Source organism: Micromonospora sp. NPDC023814, assembly GCF_040639595.1.
Classification (GTDB): domain Bacteria; phylum Actinomycetota; class Actinomycetes; order Mycobacteriales; family Micromonosporaceae; genus Micromonospora.
In genome coordinates this window covers 43,652-60,260 of sequence record NZ_JBFAAF010000015.1, presented here as the reverse complement: position 1 = coordinate 60,260, position 16,609 = coordinate 43,652, and the positions used below count along the sequence as shown (strand labels likewise).

Here is a 16,609-nt window from a genome sequence, read left to right as displayed (position 1 = left end):
CACGGCGCGGGTCGGTCGGCGCGAACGTGGCCTTGGTCACCGGGTGGCGTCGGGCCGCGCGGGGCGGGTCGTAAACGGCTCGCCTGTCGTCGTACCGGGCGCACAGAATCGCGGCATGCTCAGTCGCGCCCTGCCCCGCCGTCCGGAAGCCCGGCGGATCCTCGTCGGCACCCTGCTGTCGGCGGTCGGGCGCGGCCTCACCCTGCCGTTCCTGTTCATCTACCTGACCGACGTCCGCGGCCTCACCGACGCCCGCGCCGGCCTGGTGATCGGCTGGTACGGCGCCGTCACCCTGGCCCTGTCACCGCTCGGCGGCACGCTCATCGACCGCTTCGGCGCGCGCCGGATCGTCATACCGTGCCTGCTCGTCGAGGCGGTCGGCACCGGCTCGCTGGCGCTGGTCGACTCGACCGCGTCGGCCTTCGTGGTGATCACGCTGATCGCGATCGGCAGCTCGGCCATCTGGTCCGGGCAGAACACCATCCTCGCCTCGCTCACCGACGACGACGAGCGGCAGCGGGTCTACGGGCTGAACTTCGCCCTGCTCAACCTCGGCATCGGCATCGGCGGCCTGATCTCCGGCGCGATCGTCGACACCGCCCGCCCGGTCACCTTCCAGGCGATCTACGTGCTCGACGCGGTCAGCTACCTGATGCCCGCGCTGATCCTGCTGAGCCTGCCCCGGGTGGGCCACCGGCTCGCCGCCGGGCCGACCGGGGACCGGCCGTCGGCTGGCGGCTACCTCACCGTGCTGCGGGACCGGCCGTTCCGCCGGCTGGTCGTCTTCGGCCTGGTCCTGACCACCTGCGGGTACGCGCAGATCGAGGTGGGCTTCGCGGCGTACGCCGTGCGCGTGGTGGAGGTGACGCCGCGCGTGGTGGCCTGGGCGTTGGCCGGCAACACGGTGATGATCGTGCTCGCCCAACTGCTGGTCATCCGCCGGATGGAGGGGCGCAGCCGGACGGGCGGGCTGGCCGTGGTGGGCGCGGTCTTCGCGACCGCCTGGCTGGTCCTCGGCGCCGCCGGCCAGGTCGGCCCGGGCAACGCGCTGGTCGCCGCCCTCGGCGTGGTGGCCTGCTCGGCCATCTTCGGCTTCGGCGAGACGCTGTTGTCGCCGGTGATGCCCGCGCTGACCAACGCGCTCGCCACGGACGAGCTGCGCGGGCGTTACAACGCCATGAGTTCGATGATCTTCGGCATCAGCGGGGTGATCGGCCCGGTGACGGCGGGTCCCCTGATCGGGGCGGCCGACGGCCGGATCTGGGTCGCGGTGGTGGTCGGCGGCTGCCTGGTGGCCTCGCTGCTCGCGCTCTCCCTGCGCCCGCTGCTCACGGCGGTCCAGGACGGCCGCGTGCCGGCTGCCCCGCCGGCCGCCGAGCCGGCCCCCGCCCACGCCTGACCGACCCGGGGCGCAAGCGGTGACGGGCCCCGGAGCAGCTGCTCCGGGGCCCGTCGGGTGCGTACGCCGACTCAGGCGGCGGGGACCTCCGCGGTGGTGCGGATGCGGTCCAGCGCCGGCGCCGAGACCGGGGACGCGGCGGTCAGGTACGCCACGAACGCGTCCAGGTCGATCATCCCGGTGGCCGCGTTCTTGCCGCCGGTGAGGACGGTGAAGCCGTCACCGCCGCCCGCGAGGAAGTTGTTCACCGTGACCCGGTAGGTGGCAGCGGCGTCGACCGCCACGCCACCGAAGCTGAGGCTGCCCCGGACCACCCGGGTGCCCGCGCACGGGTCCGCCACGGTGCCGGTGGTGCCGGCCGGGTCGACGACGTACCGGACGGTCGACGACGGGTAGAGCGTCCGGCCGGTGACGAACTGCTGCTCCAGCATGCAGTAGAGCTGCGCGCCGGTGAGGTCGAGCGTCACGAGGTTGTTGCCGAACGGCTGCACCGTGAAGGCCTCCTCGTAGGTGACCGGGCCGGCGTCGAGGTCGGCGCGTACACCACCGGGGTTCATGAAGGCGGCGACCGCGCCCTGCTCGTCGTCGGTGGCGGCGAGCTGCGCGTCGGCGATCAGGTTGCCCATCGGGGACTCGCCCAGGGTCTTGTCGAAGAGGATCTCCTGGGTCTTCTTGATCGCCGTGGTGGTCTGGCCGACCTCGCGGCCGGCCACCGGGCCGAGCACGGTCTTGTAGCGGTTGATCAGGTCGGTCTGCGCCGGGTCCCTGTCGACGTCCCGGTTGACCACCACGTTCTCGGCCTTGGCGGTGATGACGTCGCCGGTGCGCCGGTCGATGGAGAGGTCGATGTCGGTGACCAGGCGGCCGAAGGAGCTGGCGCTGGTGACCAGCTTGCCGGCGATGTCGCAGTTGTACGCCTGGTGGGTGTGGCCGCTGACGACGACGTCGATCGACGGGTCCATCCGGTTGGCGATGTCCACGATGGGGCCGGAGATGCCCTTGCAGTCGTTGATGCCGCCGGTGGCATCCTGGGTGCCGCCCTCGTGCAGCAGCACGACGATGGTCTCGACGCCCTGGCGGCGCAGCTCGCGGGCGTACCGGTTGGCGGTCTGCGCCTCGTCGGCGAAGGTCAGGCCGGCGACGCCCTGCGGGCTGACGATCTGCGGGGTGCCCTCCAGCGTCATGCCGATGAAGCCGACCTTGACGCCCTGCACCTTGTGGATGGCGTACGGGGCGAGCAGCGGCTGGCCGGTGGCGGTCCTGAACGCGTTGGCCGACAGGTACTGGAAGCCGGCGCCCTCGTACGGGGTGCCGTCGGCGCAGCCGTCGACGGGGTGGCAGCCGCCGTTCTGGATGCGCAGCAGCTCGTCGGCGCCCTCGTCGAACTCGTGGTTGCCGACGCTGGCGTAGTCGAGCCCGGCCAGCGACAGCGCCTCGATGGTCGGCTCGTCGTGGAACGCGGCGGAGAGCAGCGGGGAGGCGCCGATCAGGTCGCCGGCCGCCACGGTGATGGTGTTCTGCTCCTTGGCGGCGCGCTTGCGCAGCTCGGCGAGCTGGGTGGCGAGGTATTCGGCCCCGCCTGCGGGCTGCCCGGCGATGGTGCCGTTGGTGGTGCCGGTCGGCGGTTCGAGGTTGCCGTGGAAGTCGTTGAGGGCGAGCAGCTTGACGGCGACCGGCTTCGGGCCGGCGTCCGCCTGGTCGGGGGTGGTCGTGACCGCGCCGAACGCGGTCACGGCGAGCGCGGTCAGGCCGATGGCGGCCCGACGCATCCCGGGGATGGACATGGAACTCCTCGTGAGAAGCCGGCGCGGGCGCCCGGGCGATGGTGACGCCGGTCGGGCACGCGCCGTCGGCGGGGTTCGGTCGCGGTGGCGGCGGTGGGGGACCGCCGCCGCGTCGGGGACAGCCTCTCATCGCCGGCCGCCGCCGGTCGACCGGGGCGGGCCCCGCAGACCTGGGGATACGTCTTCGATCGGGGGACGTCTGGACGGGCGTTTCCGACATGCCCGGCCGGCGCTGGCCGGTCGTCGCGGTTGTCGGTGGGCTGGTCTAGAAAGGACCGGACGGACGGCGTACGACGGGAAGGATGATCGGATGAGCGGGGGCCTGGCGGTGGAGACGGTGCGGTCGGCCGACGGCACCCGGATCGCGTACGAGCGCGCGGGCGACGGGCCACCGATCATCCTGGTCGGCGGTGCCTTCAACGACCGGTCGACCACCCGGGCGCTGGCCGGGGCGCTCGCGCCGGACTTCACCGTCGTCGGCTACGACCGGCGCGGTCGGGGCGACAGCGGCGACACCGCGCCCTACGCGGTCGACCGGGAGATCGAGGACATCGCGGCGCTGGTCGCCGCGGTCGGCGGCACGGCGCACCTCTACGGCGTCTCGTCCGGCGCGATCCTCGCCGCGCTCGCCACGGCGCACGGGCTGCCGGTCGGCGGGCTCGCCCTGTTCGAGCCGCCGTTCCAGGTCGGCCCGCAGACCGGCCCCCGGCCGGACGTCTCGGCCCGGACGGCCGAGCTGATCGCCGCCGGCGACCGGGCCGGTGCGGTCGAGGCGTTCATGCTGCACGCGGTGGGGCTGCCCGCCGAGGCGGTGGCCGGGATGCGCGGCGAGCCGGTGTGGCCCTACCTGGAGTCGCTGGCACACACCCTCCCGTACGACACGCTGATCAGCGCCGGCGGCGTGCCGCCAGTCGACCGCCTGGCCACGATCACCGTCCCCACCGTGGTGGTGGACAGCACGGGCAGCCCGCAGTGGTTGCGTGACGGTGCCCGCGTGGCGGCCGAGGCGATTCCGGGTGCCCGCCACGTCAGTCTCGACGGCGGCTACCACGAGGTGCCGGCCGAGGCGCTCGCCCCGGTGCTGCGCGATGTCCTCCTCCGCTGACGCCCATCCGCCTCACCGCCGGCAGCGGCACGCCGGGCGCTATTGACGGCCGCTGATACACCGGAGTGGGTGAGCGCCGGAGGAGGCAGGGTGTCGGAGGAGCAGAGAAACCGGGCCCTCGAGGCGGCCCTGGCGGACGCGGCGGCGATCCGGACGACGATCGAGCGCAAGGCCAACCACAACCAGGCGCTCGTCGGGGCGAACCTGACCGCGGTCGCGGCGGTCGCCGGCTTCGTCCTCTCGGAGAAGGCAGACCTCCGGATGTTCCTGCTCCTGCCGGTGCTCAGCACCGCCCTGGGGCTGAGCGTCGTCTCCCAGTACCGGGACATCCGCATCGCCGGTCAGTACCTCGAGCAGGTGTTGCGTCCCGCCATCGCGCGCTACACCGGCGAGCCCAGCCTCTTCGGCTGGGAGGCCTTCTACTGGCGGCGCAAGCACGACGGGCACGTGGCGCAGGCGCTCGCCATGGGTGTGATCTTCCCGGGGGTGTCCACCCTCGCCCTGGCGGTCACGCTCCCCGGCATCCGCACGACCTCCGACAAGCTGGCCTGGGCCGTCGGGGCGGCCATGCTCCTGCTGCTGCTCGGCGCGTGGTCCAACCGCCTCCACGAGATGGTCCGCGCCCGTTGGGCCCGGTTCCGCCGCGCCTCTCCCCGCCGGGCGTCCGACGAACCGGCCCGGTCCGGCGACGACGGCACCCGCACGCCGACGGCGGCCTGACCAGCCCCGAGCGTCCTGGTCCTCCCGGTTGTCCGGGCCCGCAGGAGAGACGGTCCGCCGGTCAGCCCGGTGCCCGGCGTCAGCGCCCGGGTCAGAATCCGCAGGTCTTGCCGGCGGCGTGGCTGACCTGCACCAGGTGGGTGACGCAGCCACCCGCGGCGACCCGGTGCAGCAGAAAGCCGGTCGGCTCGGTGACCCAGCCGATCTGCTCGTCGGCGCTCATGGTGAGCGTGCTCTGCCGCCAGGTGCTCGGCGCGGTGGTGAGCACCGTGCCGGCGAAGGTCACCGTGACCGGGCGGTGGACGTGCCCGGCGACCACCCGGGCGACGTGCGGGTGCCGGGCGATCACCTCGGCCAGCGCGTCCCCGTCGGTCAGCCGGATGTCGTCGGCGGCCGGGATGCCGACCGGCGCCGGCGGGTGGTGCAGGCAGACCACGGCCGGCACCTCCGGCCGGCCGGCCAGCACCCCGTCCAGCCAGCCGAGCTGGTCCTCGCCGAGGCAGCCGGCGCCGTCGCCGGCCGGCATCAGCGAATCCAGCACCACGATCGTCGCCTCGGGGTGGTCGACGTGGTAGTAGGCCGAGAAACCGCCACCGAGCCACGGCGTGCCGCCGAAGGTGTCGAGGAGCGACTCCCGGTCGTCGTGGTTGCCGGCGACCAGATGCAGCGGCAGCGGGAACCGGCCGATGATCTCGCGCAGCGCGGCGTACTCGTCGGGGCGGCCGTGGTCGACGAGGTCGCCGGTGACGACCACGCACTCCGGCCGGGGGTTCAGCGCCAACACCCGGCCGAGGGCACGGTGCAGGCCGACGGCCGGTTCGGCGGCGAGCACGCCGGTGGTCACGTGCGGATCACTGAGCTGGGCGATGAGCATCGTGCCTCCACTCGACCGGAACCCTCACGCTATCGCCGCGAGCCCCGCCGCGCGGCCCGCCCGAACCCACAGGCCGTGTCCACAGCCTGTGGATAGCACATGTGTACGAAGGCTGTGGACGATCTCGCTCCGGGTGGCACGGCGCCTCGCTGAGTACCCTTGGTGCGGGCCCGCCCGCCGGCCCGCACCCCTCCCAACCTGGAACGACGTGCCCAGTGGATCACGAGCGAGTCATCCGTGACGTGACGGTCCGCCTCCCCATGGCGTCGACCGCCCTGGAGGCGTGCCAGTGGGCCGTCACCGCGCTCGCCCGGTACGCGCCGGCCACCATCTCCGTCCTGCTCCAGGTGCACGACCGGCTCCGCTGCGTCGCGGCGACCGGCTCCTGGCAGGTCTTCTCGACCGTGCCGCCGAAGACCGGGATCGTCGGGCGGGTGTACGCCTCCGGCGAGACCGCCGTCGTGCCCGACGTCGCCGACGACCCCGACTACATCCCGGTACGCCCCGACGTCACCGCCGAGGTCTGCGTACCGGTACTGGACCCGGCGGGGCGGCCGATCGGCGTGCTGGACCTCCAGTGGCGCGGGCCGGCCGACCTGGCCCGGTGGGGGGAGACCGCCGAGCGGCTGGCCGCCCGGCTCGGCGCCCGGATCGTGGCGCTCGGCGGGCCGCCCGCGGAGAGCCGCAGCGAGAAGCTGCTCCGGCACGCCACCGCGCTGACCTCCGCGTCGACGGAGTGGGACCTGTTCGCCGCCGCGATCGCCGCGGCCCGGGACGTCTCCACACTCTCCGCCGCCGTGCTGGTGCTCGCCGGGCCGGAGGGGCCCCGGCTGGGCGCGCCCACCGCCACCCCCGGCGAGTTCGAGTCCCGGATCCGGGCGGAGTTGACCGAGGCGGGCCCCGCCGCGCTGGGCCGGATGATCAGCCGCGCCCACCACCACGGAGTGGGGTACACGCTCGGCGAGGCGGGGCATCCACCGGTCCCCGACCACCGGCCGCTGTCCCGGGCCGGGGTGCGCACCCTGGTCGCGGTGCCGGTCGGCCCACCCGGCGACGGCGGGGTGCTGCTGGTCGCCGACGAGCGGCTGCTGCGCCCCGACCCGACCACCGTCAACCTGCTGGAGCTGCTCGCCGGCCAGGCGTGTAGCTGCCTGGACCGGCTGCGCACCGTCGCCCGGCTGCGGGAGCAGGCCAACTCCGACCCGCTGACCGGGCTGCGCCACACCGGCCCGTTCGGCCGACGCATCGCCGTGGCCACCCCCGGTCGTACGGCCCTGCTGGCGATCGACGTGGACGGCTTCAAGAGCGTCAACGACACGTACGGCCACCAGGCCGGCGATCGGGTGCTGGTCCGGCTGGCCCGGGCCCTGGAGGGGGCGCTGCGGCACGGCGACGAGCTGTACCGGATCGGCGGCGACGAGTTCGTGGCGGTGATCGAGGTGAACCGCCCCGACGAGGCCGTCCGGATCGCCGAGCGCCTCACCGAGGCGGCGCGGCAGATCGGCCGCACGATCAGCGTGGGGGTGGCCCTGCCCCGCCCCGGCGAGTCCCCCGAACTCACCCTGCGCCGCGCCGACCAGGCGCTCTACGCGGTGAAGCGGCACGGCCGCGACGGCGTCCGCCTGGCCGCCGCCTGACCGCACCCGTCAGCGGGGGGTCAGTTCCTTGGCGAGGAGTTCGGCGATCTGGGCGGTGTTGAGGGCCGCGCCCTTGCGCAGGTTGTCGCCGGTGACGAAGAAGTCGAGGGCGCGCGGGTCGTCGACGGCGCGGCGGATCCGGCCCACCCAGGACGGGTCGGTGCCGACCGCGTCGATCGGCATCGGGAACTCGCCGTCGCCCGGCTCGTCGACCAGGATCACCCCAGGGGCGTTGCGCAGCACCTCGCGGGCGCCCTCGGCGTCCACCTCGGTGGCGAAGACCGCGTGCACCGCGACGGAGTGGCCGGTCACCACCGGCACCCGTACGCAGGTGGCCGAGACCTTGAGGTCGGGCAGCCCGAGGATCTTGCGCGACTCGTTGCGCAGCTTCATCTCCTCGGACGACCAGCCCGCCTCGGCCAGCGAGCCCGCCCAGGGCACCACGTTGAGCGCCACCGGCGCCGGGAACGGGCCCAGCTCGTCGCCGACCGCCTGGCGTACGTCGCCGGGGCGGGAGCCGAGGGCCCGGTCACCGGCGATCTTGGTGAGCTGGGTGTGCAGGGTGTCCACGCCGGCCTGACCGGCGCCGGAGACCGCCTGGTAGGAGGCGAGCACCAGCTCGCGCAGCCCGTACTCGCGGTGCAGCGGGGCGACCGCGACGATCATCGCGAGGGTGGTGCAGTTGGCGTTGGCGATGATCCCCTTCGGCCGGTTGCGCACCTGCTCGGGGTTGATCTCCGGCACCACCAGCGGGACGTCGCGGTCCATCCGGAAGGCGCCGGAGTTGTCCACCGCGACGGCGCCCCGGCCCACCGCGACCGGGGCCCACCGCGCGGAGACGTCGTCCGGCACGTCGAACATCGCCACGTCGACGCCGTCGAACGCCTCCGGGGTCAGCGCCCGGACGGTCAGCTCCTCGCCCCGGCAGCGCACCCGCCGCCCGGCCGAGCGCTCGGAGGCGAGCAGCCGGATCTCTCCCCAGACGTTCTTCCGCCCGGTGAGCAGCTCGCACATCACGGTGCCGACGGCACCGGTCGCTCCGACCACGGCCAGGGTGGGCAGCGACGACACGGGGGCTACCGTCCCGTCCCCGCGTAGACGACGGCCTCGGTGTCGCCGCCGAGGTCGAACGCCTCGTGGATGGCGCGCACGGCGGCGTCCAGGTCGGTGTCGCGGCAGACCACGGAGACCCGGATCTCCGAGGTGGAGATCATCTCGATGTTCACGCCGGCCGCGCCGAGAGCGGCGAAGAAGCCGGCCGCGACGCCGGGGTGCGAGCGCATGCCCGCCCCGATCAGCGACACCTTGCCGACGTGGTCGTCGTAGAGCAGGCCCTTGAACTTGACCGACTCCTGGATCTTGCTGAGCGCGGCCATGGCCGTCGGGCCGTCGGTCTTGGGCAGGGTGAAGGAGATGTCGGTGCGCCCGGTGCCCTCGGTGGAGACGTTCTGCACGATCATGTCGATGTTGATCTCGGCACCGGCCACGGTGTCGAAGATCCGCGCGGCGGCGCCCGGCTCGTCGGGCACCCCCACGATCGTGATCTTGGCTTCGCTGCGGTCGTGGGCGACCCCGGTGATCAGTGCTTGCTCCACAGGAAGGTCCTCCATCGATCCGGTGACCATCGTGCCGGTGTTGGTCGAGTATGACGAACGGACGTGGATCGGCAAGCCCGCCCGGCGGGCGTACTCCACGCTGCGCAGGTGCAGGACCTTGGCGCCGCAGGCGGCCAGCTCCAGCATCTCCTCGTAGGTGATCTGCTTGATGTGTCGCGCGTCGGGGACGATCCGCGGGTCGGCGCTGAAGATGCCGTCGACGTCGGTGTAGATCTCGCAGACGTCCGCGTGCAGGGCGGCGGCCAGCGCCACGGCGGTGGTGTCGGAACCGCCCCGGCCCAGCGTCGTGACGTCCTTGGTGTCCTGGGAGACGCCCTGGAAGCCGGCCACGATCACCACCGCGCCCTCGTCGAGCGCGCCCTTGAGCCGGCCCGGCGTGACGTCGATGATCCGCGCCCGGCCGTGCACCGACGTGGTGATCACGCCGGCCTGCGAACCGGTGAACGAGCGGGCCTCGTACCCCAGGTTGTGGATGGCCATGGCGAGCAGCGCCATGGAGATCCGCTCCCCGGCCGTGAGCAGCATGTCCAGCTCGCGGCCCGGCGGCAGCGGGCTGACCTGGTTGGCCAGGTCGAGCAGCTCGTCGGTGGTGTCCCCCATGGCGGAGACCACCACCACGACGTCGTCGCCGGCCTTGCGCGCGGCGACGATGCGCTCGGCCACGCGCTTGATCCGCTCGGCGTTGGCGACGGAGGACCCGCCGTACTTCTGCACCACGAGTGCCACGACGGTGCACTCCCTCCCAGCGACGACCCTGAGCGTGCCGACGCCGCCGGTCGGGGCCGGCGGCGCGTGTCAGACGCCTTCAGGGTATCGGTCGACCGGCTCGGTCGGGTCAGGTGATCCCACGATCCGGCCCGGCCGACGCGGGGGGCGTGGCGTGCGACACGCCGGGCGGACGGGGCGGCAGGGCCCCCGCGCGCCGTTCCCGGGCCGCAGAATGACCCGGTGCACGCCCACCTGAGTCCGGCCGGCCCCCGCGGGCGCGATCGTCAGTCCGCCCGGGCCGGGAAGGCCGCCGCCGAGGAGGTCCGCGCCCCCGTCGCCGGCCTCCGCACGGCGGTACGGCCGGCCCGACGCCTCGCCGGCCCACTCGCGCTCGCCCTGCCGGTGCTCCTCGTCGCCTGCACCGCCGACGAGCCGGTCCCGCCACCGCCCGCCCCGTCGACGCCCGTCCCGGCAGGGATGGACGCGGCGCGCGACGCGCTGGCCGCGCTGGCCGCGGCGGCGCAGGACCGGCACCTGGTCGCCGGCTACACGCTGCGCAGCCCGGACGCCCCGGACCGCACGATCATGGTGACCAGCGCGAACGACGGCACCTGGCGGGTCGACGTCCCGGGCGGCGCGCTCGGCGGCACCGCGGACGTCTCACTCGCCGCCACCGCCGACGGGCTGTTCCAGTGCGCCCTGCCGTCCGCCGCCCGGCCCGAGCCGGCGAGCTGCGTACGCCTCGGCGACCGGGACGACGCGGTGCCCCGCCGGCTGGACCCCCGGGTGCAGCACCCGTTCACCGACTGGCTGGACGTGCTGACCGACCGGCGGGCCCCGCTCGCCGTGTCACCCGCCCAGCCCCTGCCCGGGGCGTCGGGCACCTGCTACTCGGTGGAGACCACCTCGGCCTCGATCAACGCCCCGCTGGACGTGGGCATCTACTGCTACGGCCCCGACGGCACGCCCACCGCGGTACGCACGGCGTTCGGCACGCTCACCCTGGCCGGGCCGCCCGGGCCGGCCCCGGCGACCGTGCAGCTCGCCGGTCCCGTGGTGGACGGCGAGCCGCTCGGTACGGCGGCGCCGGAGCCGACCGACAGCCCGAGCGCGGGAACGCTCTGACCCAGCCGCACGTTACGGGTGCTTTTCCCCACATTCGGACATACCTCCCTTAGTTGTCGAACCGCCCGTACGGGACACTCGTCGCATGGTCGACCTCACCCCGCTGCTCGCGTTCCGCTGGAGCCCCCGGTCCTTCGACCCGACGGCGGAACTGGCCGCCGACCACGCGTCGACGCTGCTCGAGGCGGCCCGCTGGGCGCCCTCGGCCGGCAACGTCCAGCCGTGGCGGTTCGTCCTCGGGCACCGCGACGACGAGACGTTCAAGCGGATCCTGGTGAACCTGCCGGAGCCGGACCAGCGGTGGGCCCAGCGCGCCTCCGCCCTGCTGCTGGGCACCCACCTGACCGGGGCCGCCGGGCACCTCTACGACCTGGGTCAGGCCATCGCCCACCTCACCGTGCAGGCCACGGCGCTCGGCCTGCACGTGCGCCAGCTGCGCGGCCTGGACCGCGCCGGCCTGGCCGCCGACCTCGACCTGCCGGACGGCGTACGGCCGCACGTGGTGGTGGCCGTCGGGCAGCTCGGCGACCCGCTCAGCCTGCCCGCCGACCTGCTCGGGTCGGAGACCGGCCTGCGGCGCCGCCTCCCCCTGGCCGAGATCGTGCTGACCAGCGGGAATGCGAAGTACGTCTCATAGTCCGGACCGTCCTTCCCGCGACTCGTCCCACCACGTAGGGTTACCTGGTCATGTGGCAGGCGTACCTCCTCCTTGGTCGCCGCGACGAGGCCTGAAGGCCGGCACCTCGTCGCGGAGTCGAACCGCGCCGTCCAGCACATCCGAACTTCCCATCGGCACCGCCCGGGCACCGTCGCCCCGGCACCTGGCCGACACCTTCCGATTGCTGACGCCACATGTTCAAGGGGAGCACTTCGTCATGGCTCAACCCGTCACCGACGCGGAGACCGATCCGATCGCCCGGCAGCGCCCCAGCGGGATGCCGTACCACCGCTACCAGCCCTACCAGCAGCAGTTCCGCATCGACCTGCCGGACCGCACCTGGCCGACCCGGCACGTCGAGACCGCGCCGCGCTGGTGCGCGGTGGACCTGCGCGACGGCAACCAGGCGCTCATCGACCCGATGTCGCCGGAGCGCAAGCGGCGGATGTTCCAGCTCCTGGTGCAGATGGGCTACAAGGAGATCGAGGTCGGCTTCCCCTCGGCCAGCCAGACCGACTACGACTTCATCCGGCAGCTGATCGAGCAGGACCTGATCCCCTCCGACGTCACGATCCAGGTGCTCACCCAGTGCCGGGAGCACCTGATCGACCGCACCTTCGAGTCGCTGCGCGGCGCGCGGCGCGCGATCGTGCACTTCTACAACTCGACCTCCACGCTCCAGCGCCGGGTGGTCTTCGGGCTGGACCGCGACGGCATCGCGGACATCGCCACCCAGGGCGCGCGGCTCTGCCAGAAGTACGCGGAGATCCACACCCCGGACACCGACATCCACTACGAGTACTCGCCGGAGTCGTACACCGGCACGGAGCTGGAGTACGCGCTGGAGGTCTGCGCCAAGGTCATCGAGGTGGTCGACCCGACGCCGGACCGGAAGCTGATCGTCAACCTGCCCGCCACCGTCGAGATGGCGATGCCGAACGTCTACGCCGACTCGATCGAGTGGATGCACCGGCACCTGCCCCGGCGGGACAGCCTGGTGCTGAGCCTGCACCCGCACAACGACCGGGGCACCGGCGTGGCCGCCGCCGAGCTGGGCCTGCTGGCCGGCGCGGACCGGGTCGAGGGCTGCCTGTTCGGCAACGGCGAGCGCACCGGCAACGTCGACCTGGTGACGCTGGGCCTGAACCTGTTCTCCCAGGGCATCGACCCGATGATCGACTTCTCGCACATCGACGAGGTGAAGCGGGCCGTCGAGTACTGCAACCAGCTCCCGGTGCACGAGCGTCACCCGTACGCGGGCGACCTGGTCTACACCGCCTTCTCCGGCTCCCACCAGGACGCGATCAAGAAGGGCTTCGACGCCCTGACGGCGGACGCGGCGGCGGCCGGGGTGCCCGTCGACAACTTCACCTGGGCGGTGCCCTACCTGCCGATCGACCCGAAGGACCTGGGCCGCACCTATGAGGCGGTCATCCGGGTCAACTCGCAGTCCGGCAAGGGCGGCGTCGCGTACATCATGAAGAGCGAGCACCAGCTCGACCTGCCGCGCCGGCTCCAGATCGAGTTCTCGGGCGTGGTCCAGCAGGTCACCGACCACGACGGCGGCGAGGTCGACCCGGGCACGATGTGGGAGATCTTCGCGGGGCACTACCTGCTCGACCACCAGGCCGACCCGGCGCTCACCCTGGACGGCTACGCCATCGGCACCCCCGAGGGCAAGGTCGAGATCGAGGCCCGCGTCGGCCTGGGCGGCGAGGCCCACTCGCTGACCGCGGTCGGCAACGGCCCGATCGACGCGTACGTCAACGCGCTCCAGTCGGTGGGCGTGGCGGTGCGGGTGCTCGACTACCACGAGCATGCGCTCTCCTCCGGCGGGGACGCGCAGGCCGCCGCGTACGTGGAGTGCGAGGTCGACGGTCGTACGGTCTGGGGCGTGGGCACCGACGCCAACATCATCACCGCCTCGATCAAGGCCGTGACGAGCGCCGTCAACCGCGCCCGCGCCTGACGCGCGAGGAAGGGTCCCCTGCCAACGCCTGGCGATCGCAGGGGGCCCTTTCCGCACGTCGCCACCCGCCCGAGCCGCCGCAGGCGTCGTACGCCCGGCGGTCGCGCCGTCGGCGCTGCCGTGATCAGACGGGAGTGATGCCGGCCGCCCAACCGTCCGCGAGCACCACCGCCTGGGCGACCACGACCCGCTCACCGTCGAAGGTCATCGCGGGCGAGCCGTGCAGCCGGTACCCGTCGGCGAGCGCCTCGCTGACGCGCCGGCAGAAGTCGGCGTCGTCCGGCCCGGTGAGCAGGCGGTAGCGCAGGCGGGGCGACGCCTTGTCCTGATCCGTCACGCGGCGACCGTACCGCCTTCGCGGGGCGGGCGGTGGATGAGCAGGGCGGCCAACGCCGCGCCGGCCAGCAGCAGGCCGGCGCACCAGAGCATCGCGTCCCGGTAGGCGCCGGTCAGCTCGCCCGCCTGCTCGTAGCCGGTGCCGGAGAGCCCGACCAGCAGCGGGAGCGCGGCCACCGCCAGCAGTCCGCCCGCCCGGGACGCGGCGTTGTTGAAGCCGCTCGCCACGCCGGCGAACCGGTCGTCGACCGCCGCCAGCACCGACGCGGTCAGCGGCGCCACCACCAGCGTCAGCCCGACCCCGAAGAGCACCACCCCGGGCAGCACGTCCCGCCAGTACGACGCGTCGGGGTCGACGCCCCGCAGCAGCACCAGCCCGGCGGCGGCGACCACCGGCCCGACGGTCAGCGGCAGCCGTGGCCCGATCCGCGCCGACAGCGCGCCGGCCCGCGCCGAGCCGACCAGCAGCAGCACCGTCATCGGCAGCAACGCGACCCCGGTGAGCAGCGCCGACCAGCCGACCACGTTCTGCAGGTAGACGGCGAGGAAGAAGGTGAAGCCGCCGAGCGCCGCGTAGACCAGCACGGTGAAGACGTTCAGCACGGAGAAGAGCTGGCTGCTGAACAGCCCGGTGGGCAGCATCGCGGTGTCGCCCCGGCGCCGCTCGACGAGCACGAAGGCCACCGCGCCGGCCACCCCGAGCAGCGCCGCGACCAGCACCGGCGCCGAGTCGAAGCCGCGCGCCGGGGCGTCGATCAGCGCGTACGTGACGCCGGCCAGGGCGAGCGCGCCGAGCAGCGCGCCGGCCACGTCGAAGCGGCGGCGCCGGCCGGCCGCCCGGGTGCGGGAGGCGGCCTCGTCCCGGCTCTCCGGCACCCAGCGCAGCGCGGCGAGCACCACCAGCACGGCCAGCGGCAGGTTGAGGAAGAAGATCCACCGCCAGGAGAGCGCGTCGATCAGCCAGCCGCCGATGAACGGGCCGAGCGCGGTGGAGACGCCGGACAGCCCCGACCAGGCGCCGATCGCCCGCCCCCGGTCGTCGGGGTGGAAGCTGGCCTGGAGCACCGACAGCGAGCCCGGCGTCAGCAGGGCGCCGCCGGCGCCCTGGAGGAAGCGGGCCGCGATCAGCCACTCCGTGCCCTGGGCCAGGCCGCAGAGCAGCGAGGCGGCGGTGAACCAGACCACCCCGAGCAGGAAGACCCGCCGCCGCCCGAAGCGGTCGCCGAGCGCGCCGCCGAGCAGGACGAAGGCGGCGAGCATCAGCAGGTATCCGTTGACCGTCCACTGGAGACCGGCGACGGTGGCCTCGAGTTCCGCGCCGAGCCGGGGCAGCGCCACATTGACCACCGTGCTGTCCAGGAAGACCATGCCGGAGGCGAGGACGGCGGCGAGCAGGGTGCCCCGACCGTGGGCGGTGCCCAGCCGGAGCGCGGGCGCGGAGTCGGTCATGGCGTCCAATCTTCCCCGCACCATATGAGAGACGCCACGAAACGCCGAAACCATGCCCGGGTACTGTGCGGGATCGCCGGGAGCCCGCAAGCTGGAGAGGTGTCGTCTGTGCGTACCAGATCAGGACCGTGCGTCGCGGTGACGGCCGCGCTGGCCGCGGCGCTGGCGCTCGGCGCGGCCGGCTGCGTCCCCGTCGACGAGCCGGACGCCCCGCCGAGCAGCAGCGGCGGCAACGCCGCGCAGAAGCTGGCCCAGCTCAGCGTCGCCGGCGCGGGGTCGATGAAGGGCTACAGCCGGGAGCGTTTCCCGCACTGGCGGGACACCGGCAAGAACTGCGACGTGCGGGACAGCGTGCTGAAGCGCGACGGGGAGGACATCAAGCTCTCCGGCTGCAACGTGGTCGGCGGCCGGTGGGAGAGCGTGTACGACGACCGCGCCCTGACCGATCCGTCCGACGTGGACATCGACCACATGGTGCCGCTGGCGAACGCGTGGCGTTCCGGCGCCGACGAGTGGGACGACGCCAAGCGCGGCGACTTCGCCAACGACATGGACCGACCGCAGCTCATCGCGGTTTCCAAGAACTCCAACCGGGCAAAGGGTGATCAGGACCCGTCCCAGTGGAAACCGGCGAACCGGTCGTTCTGGTGCCAGTACGCCGAGAACTGGGTGACGGTCAAGCACCACTGGCGGCTCACGGTGACCAGCGCCGAGAAGGCCGCCCTGACCGACATGTTGGAGGGCTGCACATGGGCGAACAAGCCGTGACCGGGGCCGGGGCGAACCCCGCCCCCGAGCAGATGCCGGACTCCGGCGGGGAGGACGCGGCGGCGGCCACCGGCAGCGCGCCGGCGGGGCCGACCACGGCCGGCATGACGGCGGACGGGACGGCCGCCACGCAGACCGCGGTGCCGGGGGCGGGCATGGCCGCCGACGCCGGCGGCGCGTCGGCCGCCGCCCAGGAACGCACCGCCGACCTCGTGCCCGGCCCGGGCGGGGTGATGACCGACGAGGTCGGCGTGGTGACCGGCGAGCTGACCCTGCGCACTGGCTACGCCGACGGCCAGGTCACGCTGTCGGTGCAGTACAAGGACGCCGACGAGTGGTACTCGGTCACCGGCGGCAGGGTCCCGCTGGCTGATCCGGCCGGGTTGGACGCGGTGCACGGCATCGCCGTCGCCCTGCTGCACCGCCCCGAGGGCTGACCACCGGTCGGACGCGGCCCCTCG

The 16,609-nt window shown here is 73.6% G+C and carries 15 protein-coding genes; 9 read left to right on the top strand and 6 right to left on the bottom strand.

The features are described from left to right. Window positions 1-115: 115 nt before the first annotated feature. Window positions 116-1,399, top strand: a complete 1,284-nt coding sequence (locus tag AB0G14_RS11065; RefSeq protein ID WP_357696061.1) for an MFS transporter — start codon at window positions 116-118, stop codon at window positions 1,397-1,399. 71 nt (window positions 1,400-1,470) lie between these two features. On the opposite strand, the gene AB0G14_RS11060 is transcribed toward AB0G14_RS11065, so the two are convergent. Next, entirely contained in the window at window positions 1,471-3,183 is a 1,713-nt protein-coding gene (locus AB0G14_RS11060; RefSeq protein ID WP_357696059.1) for a bifunctional metallophosphatase/5'-nucleotidase, read from the bottom strand. Window positions 3,184-3,493: 310 nt separating this feature from the next. Here AB0G14_RS11060 and AB0G14_RS11055 point away from each other — a divergent pair, with 310 nt between their 5' ends. Together AB0G14_RS11055 and AB0G14_RS11050 are read left to right on the top strand one after the other, a co-directional pair. Continuing rightward, window positions 3,494-4,288: an alpha/beta hydrolase gene (locus AB0G14_RS11055; protein WP_357696057.1), complete on the top strand. Its 795-nt coding sequence runs from the start codon at window positions 3,494-3,496 to the stop codon at window positions 4,286-4,288. A gap of 90 nt (window positions 4,289-4,378) precedes the next feature. Next, complete coding sequence (locus AB0G14_RS11050; protein WP_357696055.1) at window positions 4,379-5,008, top strand: hypothetical protein; 630 nt, start codon at window positions 4,379-4,381, stop codon at window positions 5,006-5,008. A 91-nt stretch (window positions 5,009-5,099) separates the two neighbouring features. Here AB0G14_RS11050 and AB0G14_RS11045 read toward each other — a convergent pair whose 3' ends face one another. Further along, a complete protein-coding gene (locus AB0G14_RS11045) occupies window positions 5,100-5,882 on the bottom strand; it encodes a phosphodiesterase (protein WP_357696053.1) in 783 nt (260 codons plus the stop codon). Window positions 5,883-6,097: 215 nt separating this feature from the next. Between AB0G14_RS11045 and AB0G14_RS11040 the strand changes: the two genes are divergently transcribed. Then, window positions 6,098-7,519: a diguanylate cyclase gene (locus tag AB0G14_RS11040; protein WP_357696051.1), complete on the top strand. Its 1,422-nt coding sequence runs from the start codon at window positions 6,098-6,100 to the stop codon at window positions 7,517-7,519. Window positions 7,520-7,528: 9 nt separating this feature from the next. On the opposite strand, the gene AB0G14_RS11035 is transcribed toward AB0G14_RS11040, so the two are convergent. Next, window positions 7,529-8,590, bottom strand: coding sequence for an aspartate-semialdehyde dehydrogenase (locus AB0G14_RS11035; RefSeq protein ID WP_357696049.1), 1,062 nt, complete (start codon window positions 8,588-8,590; stop codon window positions 7,529-7,531). 5 nt (window positions 8,591-8,595) lie between these two features. Beyond that, the gene (locus AB0G14_RS11030; protein ID WP_357696047.1) at window positions 8,596-9,861 is read right to left on the bottom strand and encodes an aspartate kinase; all 1,266 of its coding nucleotides are present in this window, start codon (window positions 9,859-9,861) and stop codon (window positions 8,596-8,598) included. Window positions 9,862-10,083: 222 nt separating this feature from the next. Here AB0G14_RS11030 and AB0G14_RS11025 point away from each other — a divergent pair, with 222 nt between their 5' ends. The 3 genes from AB0G14_RS11025 (at window position 10,084) to leuA (ending at window position 13,595) form a co-directional block, all read left to right on the top strand. Then, a complete protein-coding gene (locus tag AB0G14_RS11025) occupies window positions 10,084-10,968 on the top strand; it encodes a hypothetical protein (protein WP_357696045.1) in 885 nt (294 codons plus the stop codon). An 85-nt stretch (window positions 10,969-11,053) separates the two neighbouring features. Then, window positions 11,054-11,605 (top strand): nitroreductase family protein, encoded by a 552-nt coding sequence (locus AB0G14_RS11020; protein ID WP_357696043.1) that lies wholly within the window; start codon window positions 11,054-11,056, stop codon window positions 11,603-11,605. A 238-nt stretch (window positions 11,606-11,843) separates the two neighbouring features. After that, window positions 11,844-13,595 (top strand): 2-isopropylmalate synthase, encoded by a 1,752-nt coding sequence (leuA, locus tag AB0G14_RS11015; RefSeq protein ID WP_357696041.1) that lies wholly within the window; start codon window positions 11,844-11,846, stop codon window positions 13,593-13,595. Window positions 13,596-13,719: 124 nt separating this feature from the next. On the opposite strand, the gene AB0G14_RS11010 is transcribed toward leuA, so the two are convergent. Beyond that, a complete protein-coding gene (locus tag AB0G14_RS11010) occupies window positions 13,720-13,932 on the bottom strand; it encodes a DUF1737 domain-containing protein (RefSeq protein ID WP_357696039.1) in 213 nt (70 codons plus the stop codon). Further along, on the bottom strand, window positions 13,929-15,380 hold the full coding sequence (locus AB0G14_RS11005) for an MFS transporter (protein WP_357696037.1): 1,452 nt from the start codon (window positions 15,378-15,380) through the stop codon (window positions 13,929-13,931). Before AB0G14_RS11005 ends, AB0G14_RS11010 begins: the two co-directional genes overlap by 4 nt. A gap of 108 nt (window positions 15,381-15,488) precedes the next feature. On the opposite strand from AB0G14_RS11005, the gene AB0G14_RS11000 reads away from it, so the two are divergent. Beyond that, complete coding sequence (locus AB0G14_RS11000) at window positions 15,489-16,148, top strand: HNH endonuclease family protein (protein WP_357696035.1); 660 nt, start codon at window positions 15,489-15,491, stop codon at window positions 16,146-16,148. Next, window positions 16,130-16,585 (top strand): hypothetical protein, encoded by a 456-nt coding sequence (locus tag AB0G14_RS10995; RefSeq protein WP_357696033.1) that lies wholly within the window; start codon window positions 16,130-16,132, stop codon window positions 16,583-16,585. Before AB0G14_RS11000 ends, AB0G14_RS10995 begins: the two co-directional genes overlap by 19 nt. The last annotated feature ends 24 nt before the right edge of the window (window positions 16,586-16,609 follow it).

Coding starts and splice junctions, on each gene's coding strand:
- AB0G14_RS11055 (WP_357696057.1), top strand. CDS start 3,494: ATGAGCGGGGGCCTGGCGGTGGAGACGGTGCGGTCGGCCGACGGCACC.
- AB0G14_RS11005 (WP_357696037.1), bottom strand. CDS start 15,380: ATGACCGACTCCGCGCCCGCGCTCCGGCTGGGCACCGCCCACGGTCGG.
- AB0G14_RS10995 (WP_357696033.1), top strand. CDS start 16,130: ATGGGCGAACAAGCCGTGACCGGGGCCGGGGCGAACCCCGCCCCCGAG.
- AB0G14_RS11060 (WP_357696059.1), bottom strand. CDS start 3,183: ATGTCCATCCCCGGGATGCGTCGGGCCGCCATCGGCCTGACCGCGCTC.
- AB0G14_RS11020 (WP_357696043.1), top strand. CDS start 11,054: ATGGTCGACCTCACCCCGCTGCTCGCGTTCCGCTGGAGCCCCCGGTCC.
- leuA (WP_357696041.1), top strand. CDS start 11,844: ATGGCTCAACCCGTCACCGACGCGGAGACCGATCCGATCGCCCGGCAG.
- AB0G14_RS11045 (WP_357696053.1), bottom strand. CDS start 5,882: ATGCTCATCGCCCAGCTCAGTGATCCGCACGTGACCACCGGCGTGCTC.
- AB0G14_RS11065 (WP_357696061.1), top strand. CDS start 116: ATGCTCAGTCGCGCCCTGCCCCGCCGTCCGGAAGCCCGGCGGATCCTC.